General features: G+C 65.2%; 17 protein-coding genes. 6 read left to right on the top strand and 11 right to left on the bottom strand.

Features of this window, described 5'->3' with window-relative positions; genetic code table 11:
- Positions 1–129: 129 nt before the first annotated feature.
- Entirely contained in the window at positions 130–975 is an 846-nt protein-coding gene (locus tag I3J27_RS07300) for an FkbM family methyltransferase (protein ID WP_270167081.1), read from the bottom strand.
- Between the two features lie 186 nt (positions 976–1,161).
- Between I3J27_RS07300 and I3J27_RS07295 the strand changes: the two genes are divergently transcribed.
- Entirely contained in the window at positions 1,162–1,662 is a 501-nt protein-coding gene (locus tag I3J27_RS07295; RefSeq protein ID WP_270167079.1) for a DoxX family protein, read from the top strand.
- A 6-nt stretch (positions 1,663–1,668) separates the two neighbouring features.
- Here the strand turns inward: I3J27_RS07295 and I3J27_RS07290 are convergent, their stop codons facing one another.
- Positions 1,669–2,466 carry an adenylate/guanylate cyclase domain-containing protein gene (locus tag I3J27_RS07290; protein WP_270167077.1) on the bottom strand — a complete coding sequence of 266 codons (798 nt, stop codon included), beginning with the start codon at positions 2,464–2,466 and terminating at the stop codon, positions 1,669–1,671.
- Positions 2,467–2,584: 118 nt separating this feature from the next.
- Between I3J27_RS07290 and I3J27_RS07285 the strand changes: the two genes are divergently transcribed.
- On the top strand, positions 2,585–3,088 hold the full coding sequence (locus tag I3J27_RS07285) for a hypothetical protein (protein WP_270167074.1): 504 nt from the start codon (positions 2,585–2,587) through the stop codon (positions 3,086–3,088).
- A gap of 35 nt (positions 3,089–3,123) precedes the next feature.
- Here I3J27_RS07285 and I3J27_RS07280 read toward each other — a convergent pair whose 3' ends face one another.
- The 6 genes from I3J27_RS07280 to I3J27_RS07255 form a co-directional block, all read right to left on the bottom strand.
- The gene (locus I3J27_RS07280; protein WP_270167072.1) at positions 3,124–4,314 is read right to left on the bottom strand and encodes an adenylate/guanylate cyclase domain-containing protein; all 1,191 of its coding nucleotides are present in this window, start codon (positions 4,312–4,314) and stop codon (positions 3,124–3,126) included.
- A gap of 105 nt (positions 4,315–4,419) precedes the next feature.
- Positions 4,420–5,004: a HutD/Ves family protein gene (locus tag I3J27_RS07275; RefSeq protein ID WP_270167070.1), complete on the bottom strand. Its 585-nt coding sequence runs from the start codon at positions 5,002–5,004 to the stop codon at positions 4,420–4,422.
- Positions 5,005–5,123: 119 nt separating this feature from the next.
- Complete coding sequence (locus I3J27_RS07270; RefSeq protein ID WP_270167068.1) at positions 5,124–6,275, bottom strand: ABC transporter substrate-binding protein; 1,152 nt, start codon at positions 6,273–6,275, stop codon at positions 5,124–5,126.
- Between the two features lie 27 nt (positions 6,276–6,302).
- A complete protein-coding gene (locus I3J27_RS07265) occupies positions 6,303–7,148 on the bottom strand; it encodes an amidohydrolase family protein (RefSeq protein ID WP_270167064.1) in 846 nt (281 codons plus the stop codon).
- Positions 7,149–7,171: 23 nt separating this feature from the next.
- The gene (locus tag I3J27_RS07260; RefSeq protein ID WP_270167062.1) at positions 7,172–8,014 is read right to left on the bottom strand and encodes a shikimate dehydrogenase; all 843 of its coding nucleotides are present in this window, start codon (positions 8,012–8,014) and stop codon (positions 7,172–7,174) included.
- A gap of 165 nt (positions 8,015–8,179) precedes the next feature.
- Positions 8,180–10,267, bottom strand: coding sequence for an adenylate/guanylate cyclase domain-containing protein (locus I3J27_RS07255; RefSeq protein ID WP_270167060.1), 2,088 nt, complete (start codon positions 10,265–10,267; stop codon positions 8,180–8,182).
- Between the two features lie 307 nt (positions 10,268–10,574).
- On the opposite strand from I3J27_RS07255, the gene I3J27_RS07250 reads away from it, so the two are divergent.
- The 4 genes from I3J27_RS07250 to I3J27_RS07235 are packed head-to-tail and all read left to right on the top strand — an operon-like array spanning position 10,575 to position 13,119.
- On the top strand, positions 10,575–10,880 hold the full coding sequence (locus I3J27_RS07250; RefSeq protein WP_270167058.1) for a BufA1 family periplasmic bufferin-type metallophore: 306 nt from the start codon (positions 10,575–10,577) through the stop codon (positions 10,878–10,880).
- A 46-nt stretch (positions 10,881–10,926) separates the two neighbouring features.
- On the top strand, positions 10,927–11,841 hold the full coding sequence (bufB, locus tag I3J27_RS07245; RefSeq protein ID WP_270167056.1) for an MNIO family bufferin maturase: 915 nt from the start codon (positions 10,927–10,929) through the stop codon (positions 11,839–11,841).
- On the top strand, positions 11,831–12,610 hold the full coding sequence (locus tag I3J27_RS07240; RefSeq protein WP_270167049.1) for an HvfC/BufC N-terminal domain-containing protein: 780 nt from the start codon (positions 11,831–11,833) through the stop codon (positions 12,608–12,610). The genes bufB and I3J27_RS07240 overlap by 11 nt, the downstream gene beginning before the upstream one ends.
- Positions 12,610–13,119, top strand: coding sequence for a DoxX family protein (locus I3J27_RS07235; RefSeq protein WP_270172608.1), 510 nt, complete (start codon positions 12,610–12,612; stop codon positions 13,117–13,119). The genes I3J27_RS07240 and I3J27_RS07235 overlap by 1 nt, the downstream gene beginning before the upstream one ends.
- Before the next feature lie 5 nt (positions 13,120–13,124).
- On the opposite strand, the gene I3J27_RS07230 is transcribed toward I3J27_RS07235, so the two are convergent.
- From I3J27_RS07230 to I3J27_RS07220, 3 genes are read right to left on the bottom strand one after another with little or no spacing between them, the layout of a single operon-like run.
- Positions 13,125–13,970, bottom strand: a complete 846-nt coding sequence (locus tag I3J27_RS07230; protein ID WP_270167047.1) for an SDR family NAD(P)-dependent oxidoreductase — start codon at positions 13,968–13,970, stop codon at positions 13,125–13,127.
- A 9-nt stretch (positions 13,971–13,979) separates the two neighbouring features.
- On the bottom strand, positions 13,980–14,531 hold the full coding sequence (locus tag I3J27_RS07225) for a carboxymuconolactone decarboxylase family protein (RefSeq protein WP_270167033.1): 552 nt from the start codon (positions 14,529–14,531) through the stop codon (positions 13,980–13,982).
- Positions 14,509–15,207 (bottom strand): TetR/AcrR family transcriptional regulator, encoded by a 699-nt coding sequence (locus I3J27_RS07220; protein WP_270167031.1) that lies wholly within the window; start codon positions 15,205–15,207, stop codon positions 14,509–14,511. Before I3J27_RS07220 ends, I3J27_RS07225 begins: the two co-directional genes overlap by 23 nt.
- Between the last annotated feature and the right edge of the window lie 125 nt (positions 15,208–15,332).

The following is a 15,332-nucleotide window of genomic DNA, read 5'->3' as shown; positions in this document are numbered from 1 at the left end:
GGTTCAGAGGCGTCCTTCAAGCAGACATCTGAACCAAGATCGGTATTGGAAACGCAAATTCGCAGCACCTGGCGAACCCGAAGTTCGCCGAGGAGGATGCTGCGAGACGTTGCGAACTGCCGGGATGGCCTAGACGTTTGCCACCGCAAGGCCGCGTGCTTCAGCATGCTGGCCGGCGCCTTGAAGTCCGTTGATATCGTTCAAGCTCGCATCGCTTTGATGGACTGCGAGGATGTTGATGCCGAGAGCCAGGCACTGGTAGCCGTTGTCCCGCAGCCACTGCTCGAGCTGCCGGCTATCCGTCTTGATCTTTTCGATCAACAGGATCGGGCGATACGTCTTGATCGTCTCCCGCGCGCCCGCAAGAGCCTCCATTTCCATTCCCTCGATATCGATCTTGATGAAATCGACTCGTGGCAGGTTGAGCTCATCCAGCGTCATCTTCTGGATGGGGACGGTGTTGTCGGTATAGTTGATCGACTGACCGATGAATTCGTTGCCCGCGCGGTGCCGCAATTCCAGGCTGCCGAAGCTGGAAGGCGTCAGATAGTTCGGATTTGGAATTTGCATCGTGCCGGGTTCGGAGGAAACGGCCGCATGCACCGCCAACGCATTGAAGCAGTTGTTGATGGCAATGTTGCCCGCCAGCGCATAGTAGATCCGTTCCTGGGCTTCGATCGCAATCACCGACCCCCAGCCCGTCATCGACGAGGCCCATTCGATCGCGTGCACGCCGATATTCGCGCCACAGTCGATGGCGATCACGCCGTCACCGTGGTGCCGCCGACGCAATGCCAGCAATTCGAGCGCTGCCTTGACTTCGCCCGGGTCGAAAGCGGCCGTTTCGAGGATCTGAAACCCCACGCCGTAGCCGCGGTCGGAACTGACCATGCGATAGTCGAATCGATTGACGATCATCGTTCCATGACTGGACGCGGCCAAGACAAAGGCCAGCTTTTGCCCCGCGATAGGCATTGCAGAATCTCCCTGAACCTAAACTGGGCGCGACTATCCCAAGGCCCGCTTGTGCGAAGCTGACCCCGTATCCAGCTGGCGCAATCGACCGCATTGTTCGCCCCGATCGAATAGTGAAGCCAAGTCAGCCGAGATTATCCGGCGGGCGGCGCCGTCTAGTATCCCCATCATCAGAGGGAGAACGACATGAGGAGCGATGCGATGACCGGCCTGGCTCAGCGACGCGCCCCAACACCGCTGCTATTGCCGGGCCTGCGCCAGTTCTACGAGATCGCAAATCCGGCGTCCTATGCGCTCCTGCGCGTCACCTTCGGGTTGATCCTGCTCACGCACGGCCTGCCGAAGCTGCTCGGCGAATCCCACGGCGCCATGGCCAATCCATTCGCGAGTTCGGTGAATTTCATCACGAACACGCTGCATTTTCCGGCGCCGGTGCTGTTCGGCTATGTCGTAATGCTGCTGGAAACGTTCGGCGCCGTCATGCTCGCCGCGGGACTGTTCACCCGGCTGATCGCACCGATGGTCGCGGTGCAGATGGCGATGATCTGCCTGATCCATTATCCCAAATGGGCCTGGATCGATCGCGGCATGGAGTACCCGTTCCTGATGGGCCTCGTCGCGCTGCACATCTCGTTTCGGGGCGGCGGGCAGCTCTCGCTGGACCGTTTGATCGGAAGGGAGCTTTGAGGCCCCTCACCCCTCGACGCGGTACAGCCGCCACCGCTCCGGCACGCCCTTGAGCTGATGGTTGCCGTGGTCGGCGAAGCGGATCTGGGACTGCGCCTTCAGGAGGTCCTTGACCGCGCTCGAGACCAGCACTTCGCCGGCGCGCGCCTTCGCGGCGACACGCGTGCAGATGTGAAAGGCGAGGCCGACCATTTCGCCGCCGCTCATCGTGTATTCGCCCGCATGCAGCCCCACCCTGATCTCGAGCCCCAGCGTGCGCACGGCCTTCTGGATCGCGGCCGCGCAATTGATGCCGGCAACCGGCGCCTTGAACGTCGCCAGCACGCCGTCGCCGGTCGTCACGACCTCCTTGCCGCGCGAACTCTTCAGCTCCTTGCGGACCGCGGCGTAATAATGGCCCATCACCTTGGTCCAGCGCGCATCGCCGAGCTTTGCGGCTTTGGCCGTGGAGCCGACGATGTCGACGATCAGGATCGTGGCGAGGGCCTGCTTGAGCTCGGCGCCGGCGACGGCGGATCGGCGCTGGAGCGCGATGGCTCCGGCCAGCGGCTCATAACGATGGTTGCGACGCCGCGCGATCGCGGCTTTCATGTAGTCCTGGGCGCGCTGCGCGGTGCCGCAACGTACGGTCTTCTCCTGCGGAGGATGCGTCCAGTAAACCTTGCGCCCGGCGCCTGCGCCCTGGACCTCGACGGCGCCCCATTTCAGGAAAACCACGGAGCCGACGCGCCTGACACACCACGCCTTCGACGTGTATCCTGATACGTTCGACCAATGGATTCCGATGCGAAGAAACTTAGGCATGAACGCGGGGCCGACCGAAGGAAGCTTTGGGCTGCTCAAGCTCAAGCGTAGTGATACACTCACGCATTGGCAATACGATCCACCGTCAGAACCAGTTCATTTGAAACCCAGAAGCCATATGCAAAACCATATTCGATATTTTTGTGAAGCCGCGCTGCTGTCAGCCACGCTCGTCATCGTCGCCTCGCCCGATATGGCGCGTGCGCAATCAGGGAGCGCCGGCGGCAGCATCGGCAATGACGAGAAGTCGCTGTCCGGCACGCGCGCGGCGCCTCCCGCCGCCGAGCCTTCCAGACCGGCGCGACGCAAGCCCGCGGCCGAAGAGCCGAGCCGCGCGCCGCAAAGGAGCGGCGGCGGCGGCGGCAATTTCGACGGCGCCTGGGTTCTGACCAGCGTCGGCAAGACCTGCGCAGGCTCCACCGACGCTGTCGTCATCACCAGCGGCAAGATGGTGGGACAATACGGCACCGGTCAAGTCAGCCCGAACGGCGCCACGTCCGGAACCGGAGCCGCAGGCGGCCTGAGCTGGACCATGTCCGGACGGTTTTCGGGCCGCGGCGGCTCCGGGACATTCCAGCGATCCGACGGATGCGTCGGAACCTGGACCGGAGCAAAACAATAGCCGCGACCGGGCAGACTGCACGGCCGCGCGTGTCCTCACCCGTGATACGCAAACAGCTCGATCGGATCGCTGAAGCCGCGCACCTCGTGCTTGCCGACGTGCTCCAGCTCGAACTGCTTCTCCACCAGTTCAGCGAAGGCGCGCGACAGCAGCACCGTTCGTCCCAGCTGCTTGGTGAGAGCCTCGAGGCGGGAGGCCATGTTGACGGCCGGGCCGATCACGGTGAAGTCGAGCCGGCTGGCTGATCCGATATTGCCGTACATGACGTCGCCGACATGGACGCCGATGCCGTAGTTCAGCGGCACGCGGCCGGTCGCACTGTTCCGCTCGTTCAGCGCGGCCATGGCCTGGCGGGCCTCGGTCACGGCGTGCAGCAGGTTGGCGCAGGCATCGGGCGCGCTGAGCGGGAAGATGGCAAGCAGGCCGTCGCCGATGAATTTCAGGATTTCGCCGCCGTGCCGTGCGATCGGCTCCGACATCGCGTCGAAATAATCGTTGAGCAGATCGATGACGTCGTCGCGCGGCCAGTTGTCGGAGATCTTGGTGAAATCGCGCAAGTCACAGATCATGATCGCCGCGCGCACCGTCGTGCCGGTGCCGCGCCGCGTAGCGCCGGCCAGGATGAGCTCGCCGGCATGGGCGCCGACATAGGTCTCGAGCAGCGTGCGCGCCAGCCGGTTCTTGACGCGGATCTCGCTGACCAGCGCCAGCACCGGCAGCAGCTTCTTCAGGCCGTCGATATGCGCATCATCGAACCCGCCGGGACGATCGGTGGCGAAGGTGACGAGGTGGCGCTTGCCGAGCGTGTGGTAGAGCGGCCAGGCCACATAGTCGGTCAGGCCTCGCGCCCGCATCTCGTCATAGAGAGCGTGCTTGCGGCCGAGCGAGGCATCCTGCTCGAGCCGCTCGCGCACCTCGGCGGCGCCGTCATGGATTTCGTTGGCGGCGCTGCCGATATATTCCGACCGCTCGCGAACGTCGTATTCGACCAGTGCAATCTCCGCATCCCGCATCCCGTCGGACCACATCATGCGGGCCCCCAGCCATTGCGGGTGATGGATCAGGATGTGAAGCGTCGAGCGCTTCAGCGGAATCCCCGCCTGCTGGAGCCGGATGCACATCTGCGCGAAGATATTGTCGACGAAGCGCTCGTCGCGCGTGCCGTTGGTCAACCAGTCGACGACGCTGTCGGCTTGCGTGGGGGCGTTGTTGTCCGGCGCGGTCATATCCTGCCCCTTGGAGCTGCGGTCTGCATCAGGGCAGATATCGTGCCCCGGCCGCGCGACGTCAACCTGGCCAGTTGCCCGGATTGTGCGCAGGATGAGCGGGGGCTAGCCCGTGAGCCGAATCGATCCCAGCACCGCCAGACCCGACACCAGCGCGAGCTTCGAGGCCGCGGTGAGCTCGACTTTCAGCGTGCCCTCGCCGGGGATCGCAAAATCCTCGTCGTCGACGCGGATGCGGCATTCGCCGCACGCCGCGTAGACCAGATGCGTGCCTGCGGACAGCTCCCGCTCGCCGGGCTCCCGGAGCGCCAGAAGCTCGATCTCCGCCGCACCGCGCCGCGCCATCAGGTTCACGACCTCGACGGGACCCGCCTCGAGCGCGGTCACGATCTCGAGCTCGCCGGTGAAGCGCACCGTCGTAAAAGGTTCACGTTCGTCGAAGTCCTGTCCCGGGGCTTTCAGCACCAGGCCGCGTCCGCCGACGACCATCTGCAAGCGGTCGATACCCGGCATGAAGGAGAACGGACCGGGCGCCACGATCGGCGTCGCGGCGAAGCGCCAGAGCAGGCTATCCCAATCCTTCGCCGGGCTGCCTGCCCGATGCGCATCCGCGATATCGGTGAAAATGCCGCCGCCGTTCTTCCAGGGCGAGCGGGTGTAGTCCTCGGATTTGAGCAGCGTGGTTTTCATGCCTGGAGCCGTCCGGAAGTGCATGTGTGCAACTCGTAGCACATAGCGCAAATCGGGACGGTGTTTCCATAGGCGCGAATCCCGGATGACGCTTTCGCTCCATCCGGGCTACGCAGCCCTCACTCCTTGCCGCCCTTCAGCTTCGGCAGCGTCTCGACGATCTTCTGCTTGCCATCGATGATCTCGGCCAGAAAGCTGGCGCGGTCGATGTCGCCGTTCTGGTCCCAGCTTGCCTCCATCAGCATGCCAGGGGCCTTGTCAGGCGTCAGGGTCAGGCCCTTCATGGCCGCACCAAACGCCTTGCTGTCGAACTTTCCGATCTTCTCGGTGACGTATTTGACGAGATAAACCGCGGTATAGCCCTTGATGCCGTTATGGTCGGGGCGGTATTTGAAGCGCTCGCTGAACTTTTTGGCGAACTCCTCGATTGCTGGCACCGGCGCATCGGCGGACAGGCCGACATGGCCGCGCACGCCGTTGGCGGCGGGACCGGCGAGCTCGACCACCTTCTGGCTGAGCAGCGTGGTCTCGCCGAACAGCGGCGTCGACAGGCCCTGCCGCTTGGCCTCGATCAGGAAGCGGGCACTCTCCTCCTCGTTGGTGTAGACGAAGACGGCGTCGGCCTTGGCGCCCTTGAGCTTGATCACGTCGGAGCCGAAATCGACCTGGCCCTGCTCGGTGGAGATATCGGCCGCGACATCGATGCTGCGAGTTTTCATCTCCTTGACGAAATTGTCGTGGCCGCCCTTGCCGAAATCATTGTTGACCCAGAGAACCGCAACGTTCTTCACCTTGAGCTTGTCGTGCAGATAGTTGGCGATCTTCGGCATCGAGAATTGCTGGCCGAAGGCGGTGCGGAACACAAAGGGATTGCCTTGCGTGGTGATGTCGGCGGCCTCGGCGCCGACGATCTGCGGGATCTCGGCTTGTTGCGTCAGCGCCATGTTGACCTTGACCGAGCCGGAATAGATCGGACCGAGCACCACATAGGGATCCTTGTCCAAAACCTTCTGGACCTGCGCGCGCGAGATGCCGGGATTGCTCTGGGTGTCCAGATGCTCGGTCTGGATCTTGCGACCGAGAATGCCGCCGGCATTGTTGATCTCGTCGACCGCGAGCGCAACGCCGTCGCGCCAATTGGTGCCCGAGACCGCACCGGGGCCGGAGAGCTCGATGACGTCGGGAATGTAGACCGTGCTCTGCGCGCCGGCTGCACCTGATAACAGCGATGCCGCGACGGCCATGCCGAGTACCCCTGCAAGATGCCTCATGATGTCCTCCTCCCCTTTGCTTTCTTTTTATGATCGGTCTGTCGAATCGTCGAAGCCGAGCAGCCTTGCGGGCGTTCGCCAGAGCAGGCGGTGCTGGTCGCTCGTGTCCGGAAACAGTTTTGTCAGCACCGCGAGCAACGGCCCGTAATCGAGCCGTTCGGCTGCGCGCAGGAACGGATAGTCCGAGCCCCAGACGCAGCGATCCAGCGTGAAGGCTTCGACCAGCGCGGCGATGAACGGCCAGGTGTCTTCGTAGGGATGCGGCGCTTGCGAGAATTTGTAATAGCCGGAGAGCTTGACATGCGCGTCGCGCTCACGCCCGATGGCGAGCAGCGCCTGGAACGCCTTGCCATTCAGCCCCTGCGCAACCGACGGCCGGCCGCAATGGTCGAAAACAAGGCGCACATTCGACTTTTCGATCAGCGGCAGCAGGTCGAGCAACTGGTCCTGCTCGACCTGGATCTGGAGAAACAGGCCGAGGCTCGTCAGCTTCTCCAGCAGCGGCGCGGTGTGGCGATAATAATCGGCGCCGTGGAAGGGCACGTTGAAGGCGACGCCGATGATGCCGGCAGCTTTCAATCGTTCCAGCTCGTTGATGTCGACGTCGTTCTCGACCACGGCGACGCCCTTGAAGCGGCCGCCGCCCTGACTCAGGGTGTCGAGCAGGATGCGGCTATCGCTGCCGTAACCGGTGTTGGTGGCGACGACGAGCGCGTGCCTGACGTCGAAGGCATCGAACACGCGGATCAACTGCGCCGCCGGCGCAATCTCCTGCCCGCTCGGCCGGTACGGCGTGTCAGCTCGATAAGGAAAGCGGACGGGATCGATGGCGTGGATGTGGCAATCGATCCTGGGGGACGCCGGCAATGTCATGGCGCAAAACTCCCCGGCGTGAATCAGAACGTCGCCTCGATGGCCTTGATCAACTCGGGCGTCACGTCGGGCATGACACCGAACCAGGCCTTGAAGGCGAGCCGGGCCTGATTGAGCAACAGGCCGAGACCGGTCACGGTGGTGCAGCCGCGCGCGCGGGCTTCGGCCAGGAACGGCGTCTCCAGCGGCGTATAGATGAGATCGGCGGTGAGCGTCGCGGGGCTCAGCCGCGACAGATCGATCTGAAGCGCATCCTTGCCGACCATTCCGCGATCGGTACAGTTGACGAGAAGCGCGACATCACCGAGCGCAGCGCCACGATCATCCCACGCAACGGTGCTGATGGCGGAGCCGAAGTCCTTTGCAAGCGCCTGCGCCTTCTCGGGCGTGCGGTTGGCGATGCGGATCTCGCGCGCGCCGTTCTCCAGCAGCGCCACGACCACGGCGCGCGAGGCGCCGCCCGCGCCCAGCAGCAGGATCGGGCCGGCGTCGCCGCGCCAATCGGGCTTCGCATCGCGCAGGCTCTGCACAAAGCCGTTGCCGTCGTTGTTGAAGCCGGAGAGCGTGCCGTCTTCCTCGACGACGATGGTGTTGACGGCGCCGATGCGTTTTGCCGTTTCATTGACGCGGGTCAGCAACGGCATTGCCGTCTGCTTGTGCGGCATGGTGACGTTGCAGCCGCGAAAGCCCAGCGCGACGAGGCCACCAAGCGCATCCTCCAGCCTCTCCGGCTTCACCGCGAGCGGCACATAAGTGCCGCGGATGCCGTGCGCCTTCAGCCAGTAATTGTGAATAACCGGCGAGCGCGAATGCGCGACCGGCAGGCCGATGACACCCGCCAAACCAAAACCATCCGCCTGCGGCATGCTGCGCTTCCCGTCCCCGGCCTGCGCGATTCGGCGCGCGACCATGCTATTTGGTCATTTGTACAATTCTATTAGGGGGAATGGCTAGCGCGCGCAATGTGAATCTCTGAGCCCGCGCGGCAGGATTTGATGCTTGCGCTGCGGCTACCTCCATCCGCCTCGAGCCTATTTCGACGTCAGCGCCACGATCGGTCGCCATTCCGCGTCGGGCGGGGCTGTGCAAAATTGCCGGCAGCGATCGCGCATGAGCTCGGCCGGACGATCCTGACCGCGCTCGATCAGCACGGCTTCGAAATCGGTGAGCGCGGCGGCAAACCGGCGCGCGCGATAGTTGGCGAGCCCCTGCTCGTAGCGCGCGATCCAACCAGCCGCAGCCTCGGCCTCTCCGGCAAGCGCAATCAGCTCAAAGACCGGAAAGCCCTCCTCGCGCCCGTACACGGCGATGCTGTCGATCTCGCGCGTGACGATGGTGCCGCGCGCCAGCCGTTCGGTCGCCTCGCCGATCAGGATCTGCGTGCCGTAGGACTTGTTGGCGCCCTCCAGGCGGCTTGCGACGTTCACGGCGTCGCCGATCACGGTGTAGTTGAGCCGCAGCTCCGAGCCGATATTGCCGACCAGCATGCGGCCGGAATTGATGCCGATCCGGATCTGGAGCGGCTGGCCGAGATCGTCGGCGAGACCGGATTGCGCGATCGCCCGGCGGCAACCGAGCGCCGCACGGCAGCAGCGCAGCGCGTGATCGGCTTGCGGCTGCGGGGCGCCCCAGAACGCCATCACGGCATCGCCGATGAACTTGTCGATGGTGCCGCCACTGGCAACGACGGCCTCCGAGGCGAGGTCGAGATAGCGCGACAGCAGCGGCACCACGCGGTCGCCGAGCCGTTCGGACAATCCGGTGAAGCCGGCGATGTCGATGAACATTACGCTCAGCTCCTGGATGCTGCCGCCCGGCTTCGCCTCGACGCCCTGGCGCAGCAGGCCGCGGACGAGATCGGCCGGGATGAATTTGCGGAATGCGGAAAGGCCGGCCGCCATCTCGGCGATCGCGCCGGACAGGCTCGCGATCTCCTTGAGGCGCGACGGATGGCGGCGCACCTGCTCCAGCGCGAAGGCTTCGACGTGGCGGAGCTCGCCGACGACGCGCGACAGCGGCGCGGCGATGACGGAACGCGCCAGCATCGCCGAGGCCAATGCCGCGAGCACGGCGCCGAGGGCAAGGCCGAGGATCAGACGATGCAGCGTCGTCTCGACCGGACCGAGGAACTCGGCTTCGGGGATCACCGTGGCAAGCGACCAGCCGGGAAATGGCAATGGTGTGAGCGCGACCTCATAGGCGGCACCGCCCGATGTCAGCCGGCTTCGCGACGCTTCCTTGCGGCCGTCGTTACCCGCCTTCGCCAGCGCCACCCGCGCCAGCGGCAACAGCGTGGTATCGCCCTTCGCCACATGCAGCTCGTCGGCATCCTTGTCGGGCGCGGCGACCAGCTCGCCGCTGTCGTCAATGATGAAAGCCGTGCCCGTGCGACCGACCTCGAGCTGAGACAGGAACCGGGCAAGCCGCGTATATTCGATCATGATCGCCAGCACGCCCTGGCGCTCCTGATAGACGTCGATCGGGCCGGCAAAGGCGATCGACGGCCGATCCCCGGTCGGGTGGTCCACGACCCTGAACCATTGCGCCTCTTCGGCCGCCAGGCCGGTCTTGAACCAAATGCGGTCGGCGACGCGAAAATCGGTCGGCTCGAAGCGGCGATTGGCGAATTCGATATCGCCGGGCACCACGTCATATTCATCGACGCGGCGCTGGCCGACATGATCGGTCAGCGAGATCTCCATCATCTCCATGCGGCGGTCGCCGAGCTTGTGGGCGGCGAAGAAGGAGCCGTCGGGCCAACCGAAAGCGACCCATGAGATCGTGGCCTGCGACTGCAATTGCGACAGGAACACGAACTCCCGCTTGTCGGCCTCGCGGGTGTCGAGCACGTTCTGAAGGAACAGTGTGCGGATCGCGGTGTGCGCGGCGCGGGCCTCGTCGACGATGGCCGAGACCTCCTTGCGCACCGCCGCCACGATCTGCTCGTTGATGGTCGAGGCCAGCTGCCGGCTGGTCGCCTCCGCCGTGCGCCACCACAACAGGCTGGAGAGCGCCGCGGTCAGCAGGATCGCGGTCAGGACCAGCGCCGAAACGGCGAGGCGGATGCTGACCGTCAGCCTGGCAAGCTCGCGAAACTGCCGTCCGGGATCGACGTTCATCGCTGTTTCCGCCCTCCGCGCCAGGCACCGGTCCTGACATTTACGCGCGCTTCTGCCGTTCGTTACCTCTGGCAGGCCGGATCGGCCGCCGCCAATGCCCTCCCGCTAACGCCTCGATAGCCTCAAGGCATTGGATTTGACCGGCCGCTTGCCCGCTAATCCCGGCCCGGGCGCACAGAATGTGCGCACTCACCCACGGTCTCACGGACTCGTGAGCGGCTCGACGGTAACGCGGGTTGTGAGCGGGACGAACGGGACAATGCACTGCTCGCTTGCCAAGCGATGCCATCTCAAGAGGAGAAACCTGATGTCTGCCAAGCATGTCGTCACTTCGATCGTTCTCGCCGGCGCGATGTCGACCGCGCTCGCTACGCTTGCCGCCGCCGGCCCGCTGACCAAGGCCGAGGCCGAGGCCGCCGTCGCCGCCAAGAAGGAAAAATGCTTCGGCGTCGCGCTGAAGGGCCAGAACGATTGCGCGGCGGGACCGGGCACGACCTGCCAGGGCACCTCGACCACGGACTTCCAGGGCAACGCCTGGAAATTCGTCCAGGGCGGCACCTGCACCAGCATCGACCTGCCGGGCGGCAAGAAGGGCTCGCTCAAGCCGGTCTGACGCGCGGCGTCGCAACCACGACAACAGGGAACAGCGGAGAGACACCATGACGACGGCAATCGCGCCCGACATGTCTGCGGTACCGCTCCGCTATTCCACCCCGATCGGCGGCGTTGCCGGGACGAGCTTCAAGCCGGAGCACCTTCAGGCGATCCTGAGCGCGGGCCGGCAACGCGGCTTCTTCGAGGTCCACGCCGAGAACTACATGGGCGCGGGCGGGCCGCCGCATCGGGCGCTGGAGGCAATCCGCCGCGATCATCCGCTGTCGCTGCACGGCGTGTGCATGTCGATCGGCGGCCCGCAGCCACTCGACAAGGCGCATCTGGCCCGATTTCGCGGCCTCGTCGCACGCTACCAGCCGGCGCTGGTCTCCGAGCATCTCGCCTGGTCGACGCACGAGACCAGCTTCTTCAACGATCTGCTGCCGCTGCCCTATACGGAAGCGACCCTGGCCTCTGTCTGCGATCACATCGACCAGGTGCAGGAGGCGATCCGCCGACCGCTGCTGCTGGAAAATCCATCGACCTATGTCGCGTTTCGCGAGTCCTCGATGAGCGAGACCGACTTCATCCGCGCTGTTGCCGAGCGCACCGGCTGCGGGCTTCTGCTCGACGTCAACAATGTGTTCGTGTCGGCAGCCAATCACGGGTTCTCGGCCCTCGACTATCTCGCCGACTTTCCGCTCGCCCGCGTCGGGGAAATCCACCTCGCCGGCCATGCCGAGCAGACTGACGACGAAGGCGCCCCGCTGCTGATCGACAGCCATGACGGACCGGTCGCGGACGCCGTATGGAAACTCTACGAGATCGTCATCCAGCGCCGTGGCGGCGTGCCGACGCTGATCGAATGGGACAGCAAGATTCCGGACTGGCCAATCCTGCAAGCGGAAGCTTCAGCCGCGCAAGCGATCCTTGATCGTTACGGCCAGGCGACGCTGACGGGAGGTCGTCATGCTGCCTGAGCAGGACCTGTCCTTTGCCGCAGTCTTCGCGCCGGCACTGCTCGACCCGGCGCAGACGGCCCCCGCAATCGTAACCGGTCCGAACGGCAAGGCGGCCGGTAAGCGCTACGCCGTCTACCGCAACAATGTCACCGTGAGCCTGATCGAGGCGCTCGCCGCAATCTATCCGGCGGTGCAGCGCATCACCGGGCCCGACTTCTTCCGCGCCATGGCGCGTTTCCACGTGCGCAGCAGCCCGCCGACCTCGCCGCTGCTATTCGAGTATGGCCGCGCCTTTCCGGATTTCATCGCCGGGTACGAGCACGCGCAGACCATGCCCTGGCTCGCCGACGTCGCCCGCATCGAGCGGGCCTGGCTCGACGCCTATCACGCGCGCGACGCCGTGCCGCTGTCCACGGCCCGGCTGTCCGCAATTGCCCCTGATCGACTGGCGGACACCGTCTTCATCCCGCACCCGGCGATGCGGATCGTGCGCTCGTCGTTTGCGGCCGTGATGATCTTCGCCGCCAACCGCGACAACGCACCCGCGGCGCGCATCGACGCATCCACGCCGGAGGATGCGCTGATCACGCGACCCGAATTCGACGTTGCGGTCCGGCACCTTCCACCCGGCGGCGCCGTCTTTGCCGCCAGCCTCGCGTCCGGCCAGTCGCTTGGCGAGGCTGCCAGTGCCGCCCTGGAGGCATCGCCCGAATTCGACATCGCCTCGAACATCGCCGGCCTGATCGAGGCCGGCGCATTCACCTCGCTTGCTCCTGGAGACGCATGATGATCACGGACCAACGCATGGCGACGGACGGCGGCCTGCCGTCTCTCTGGCGGCTCGTCGACAGGGCCAATCAGCTGGTGCAGACGATCGCGGCTCCATCGCTCGTCCAGCTCGTGCTGCGCGTCGCGCTGGCCGTGCCGTTCTGGCGCTCGGGCATGCTGAAATGGGGCGGCTTCCTGCGGCTCAACGACACCGCGGTGACGCTGTTCAGCGACGAGTTCATGCTGCATTTGCCGGGCGGGCCCTATCACTTTCCGGCGCCGATGGTGATGGCGTTCCTGTCGGGCTGCGGCGAGATCATGTTTCCGATCCTGCTGGTGCTGGGCCTCGGCACACGGTTCGCAGGGCTCGGATTGTTGTTCATGACGCTGATCGTCGAGCTCACCGTGCCGGACGGCTGGCCGATCCACCTCACCTGGGCGGCGATGGCGCTCGGCATCATGGCTTACGGACCCGGGACCATCTCGCTCGACCATCTGCTCTGCCGCGCCCGATCGCACGCGCGATAGGCGCTTTACATCCCGCTCAAACCGCTATCGACCGCGAGCGTCTGCGCGGTGACGTAGACGCTTTCGTCCGAGAGGAAGAACAGGACGGCATAGGCGATCTCCCATGCCGTGGCCTGGCGGCCGAACGGAACGTGGCCCTTGCCGCGGTTGGGGCGGCCGGCGCCGGCTTCGCGGCCGTTGGGGGTGTCGACGAGGCCGGGATAGACGAGGTTGGCGCGGATGCCGCGGCGCGCGCCGAGATGGGCGATGTTGCGCATGAGACCGCCGAGCGCGGCTTTCGAGGAATCATACACCGCCATCTGCGATCCCGCCTTCAGCGCGGCGATCGAGGAGATGAAGACGATGGCACCGCCATCGTCGAATTTCGGCATCGCCGCGCGGCAGCACAGCATCGGGCCGCGGACATTGACGTCGTAGATCCTGTTCCACTCCTCGGGGCTGACATTGTCGAGCCCGGTCTTGCCGAAGGTGCCGATGTTCAGCACCATGCCGTCGAGCCCGCCCATCGCACGGTGGGCTTCCTCGATCATGCGCTGGACCTCGGCCTCCGACGTGACGTCGGCGGTGATGGCAAAGCCCTCGCCACCCTCGTCGGTGATGTGCCTGGCGGTCTGCCGTGCGGAGGTGTGGTTGAGATCGGCGACCGCGACTTTCGCACCCTCACGTGCGCACAGGATGCTCATGGCGCGGCCATTGCCGATCGGATCGGTGGCGGCGTCGAACACGCGTTGGCCGCCGCCGACGATCAGGATGCGGCGCCCCTTCAGGCGGCCCCTGCCCGGCGCCTCGCCCATCGTCTCCGCACTCGGCGGGCGGACGTAACGTTCCGGCTTGCTCTCGGTATCCGTCATCGCGTCCGCCTATTTCTTGCCGCCGTCATAGACCTTCATGCCGGCCGCGGGATCGAGATCGGTTTCGGTTGCCTCGGTAACGCGCGCCATCATCATGTAGAAGCCCAGCGCGACGATGGATTCGACGATCTCCTGGTCGCTGAAATGCGCGCGGGCAGCGGCGAAAATCGCTTCGGGCACGCGGACGTTCTCGACGACCTCGCGACCGAACTTCAACAGCGCGCGCTCGGACTCGCTCAATGCGGCTGCGTCGTAGTCCGAACGCTCCACCGCATCGACTTGTCCCTGCGTGCAGCCGACCCCGAGCGCGATCGGCACGTGCTGGCGCCATTCATAGGCGCCGCCTTCGAGCTGGGCCGCCTGCAAGATCAAAAGCTCGCGGTTGACGGCCGAGAGCTTCTGCTTGTGCAGGATCGAATTGCCGAGCCGCATCGCCGGGATCATGTTGGCCTCGGCGTGGGCCATCATGCGGAAGATGTTGAGCTTGACCGGCATGCGGTCGAACGAGGCGCGGATGTCGCCGCTCGTGGTCTCCGGATCAATCAGGGGCAGCCTTGCCACGATTCTCTCCCTTGGTTTTTCGTTTCTTGTTGTGGTCGTCAGTGCCCGCCGCGATCAGCGACAGGAAGAAGGAAAGATAGCGGTCGATTGCCTCGATCACCTTCGGCCGCGGCGAAGGCGCCGCACCCATCACGTAGTGCTCGAGGCGGATATAGATCAGCCCGGCGGCGAACAGCCGCGCCGTCTCGCGCGGATCCGGCGTCGTGACGAGGCCGGCGAGCGCAAAGCCGCGAAAATAGTCCGTCATCATGCTCTGCTCGCGCGCATAGAAATGGTCGGCGAACTTGGCGCGGATGCCGGGCACGCGGTTACGTTCGGCGGTGATGACCTTCTGGAATTGGTGCTCGCGCGGGTCGGACCATTGCTCGACGAGGTCGAGCGCAAACTGGCGGCAGAACGCGGCGGGCTGGCGCGACAGCTGCCTGTAGCGCGGCTCTTCCAGCCGGCTCGCCGAACTGGCCGGGCCGTGCTCGCTGACGATCGCTTCCAGGATCGCGGCCTTGCCGGGAAAATGATTGTAGAGGCTGCTTTCGCGAATGCCGACGCGGCGCGCGAGCTCGCGCATCGAGGCGCCGCCATAGCCGCTCTGCGCGAACAGATCGAGCGCCTCGGTGAGGATGCGCTCGCGGGTCGTGGGCGCAGCCGCTTCCGCCGCGCTGGAGGTGTGGACAGCCATGGTGACTTGACTAACGAACGATCGTTCGCTAGTCAACCGCACGAACGATCGTTCGTTTCGCCAACCTGGCGGCAACGGTCGCGGCCCGCAAGCTACGAGGCGGGCGCCGGTCTCGCGTTTCAACT

Origin of the sequence: Bradyrhizobium xenonodulans (assembly GCF_027594865.1) — a bacterium.
Lineage (GTDB): Bacteria > Pseudomonadota > Alphaproteobacteria > Rhizobiales > Xanthobacteraceae > Bradyrhizobium > Bradyrhizobium xenonodulans.
The sequence above is the reverse complement of the archived record's forward strand: the minus strand, read 5'-3'. Positions and strand labels throughout refer to the sequence as shown.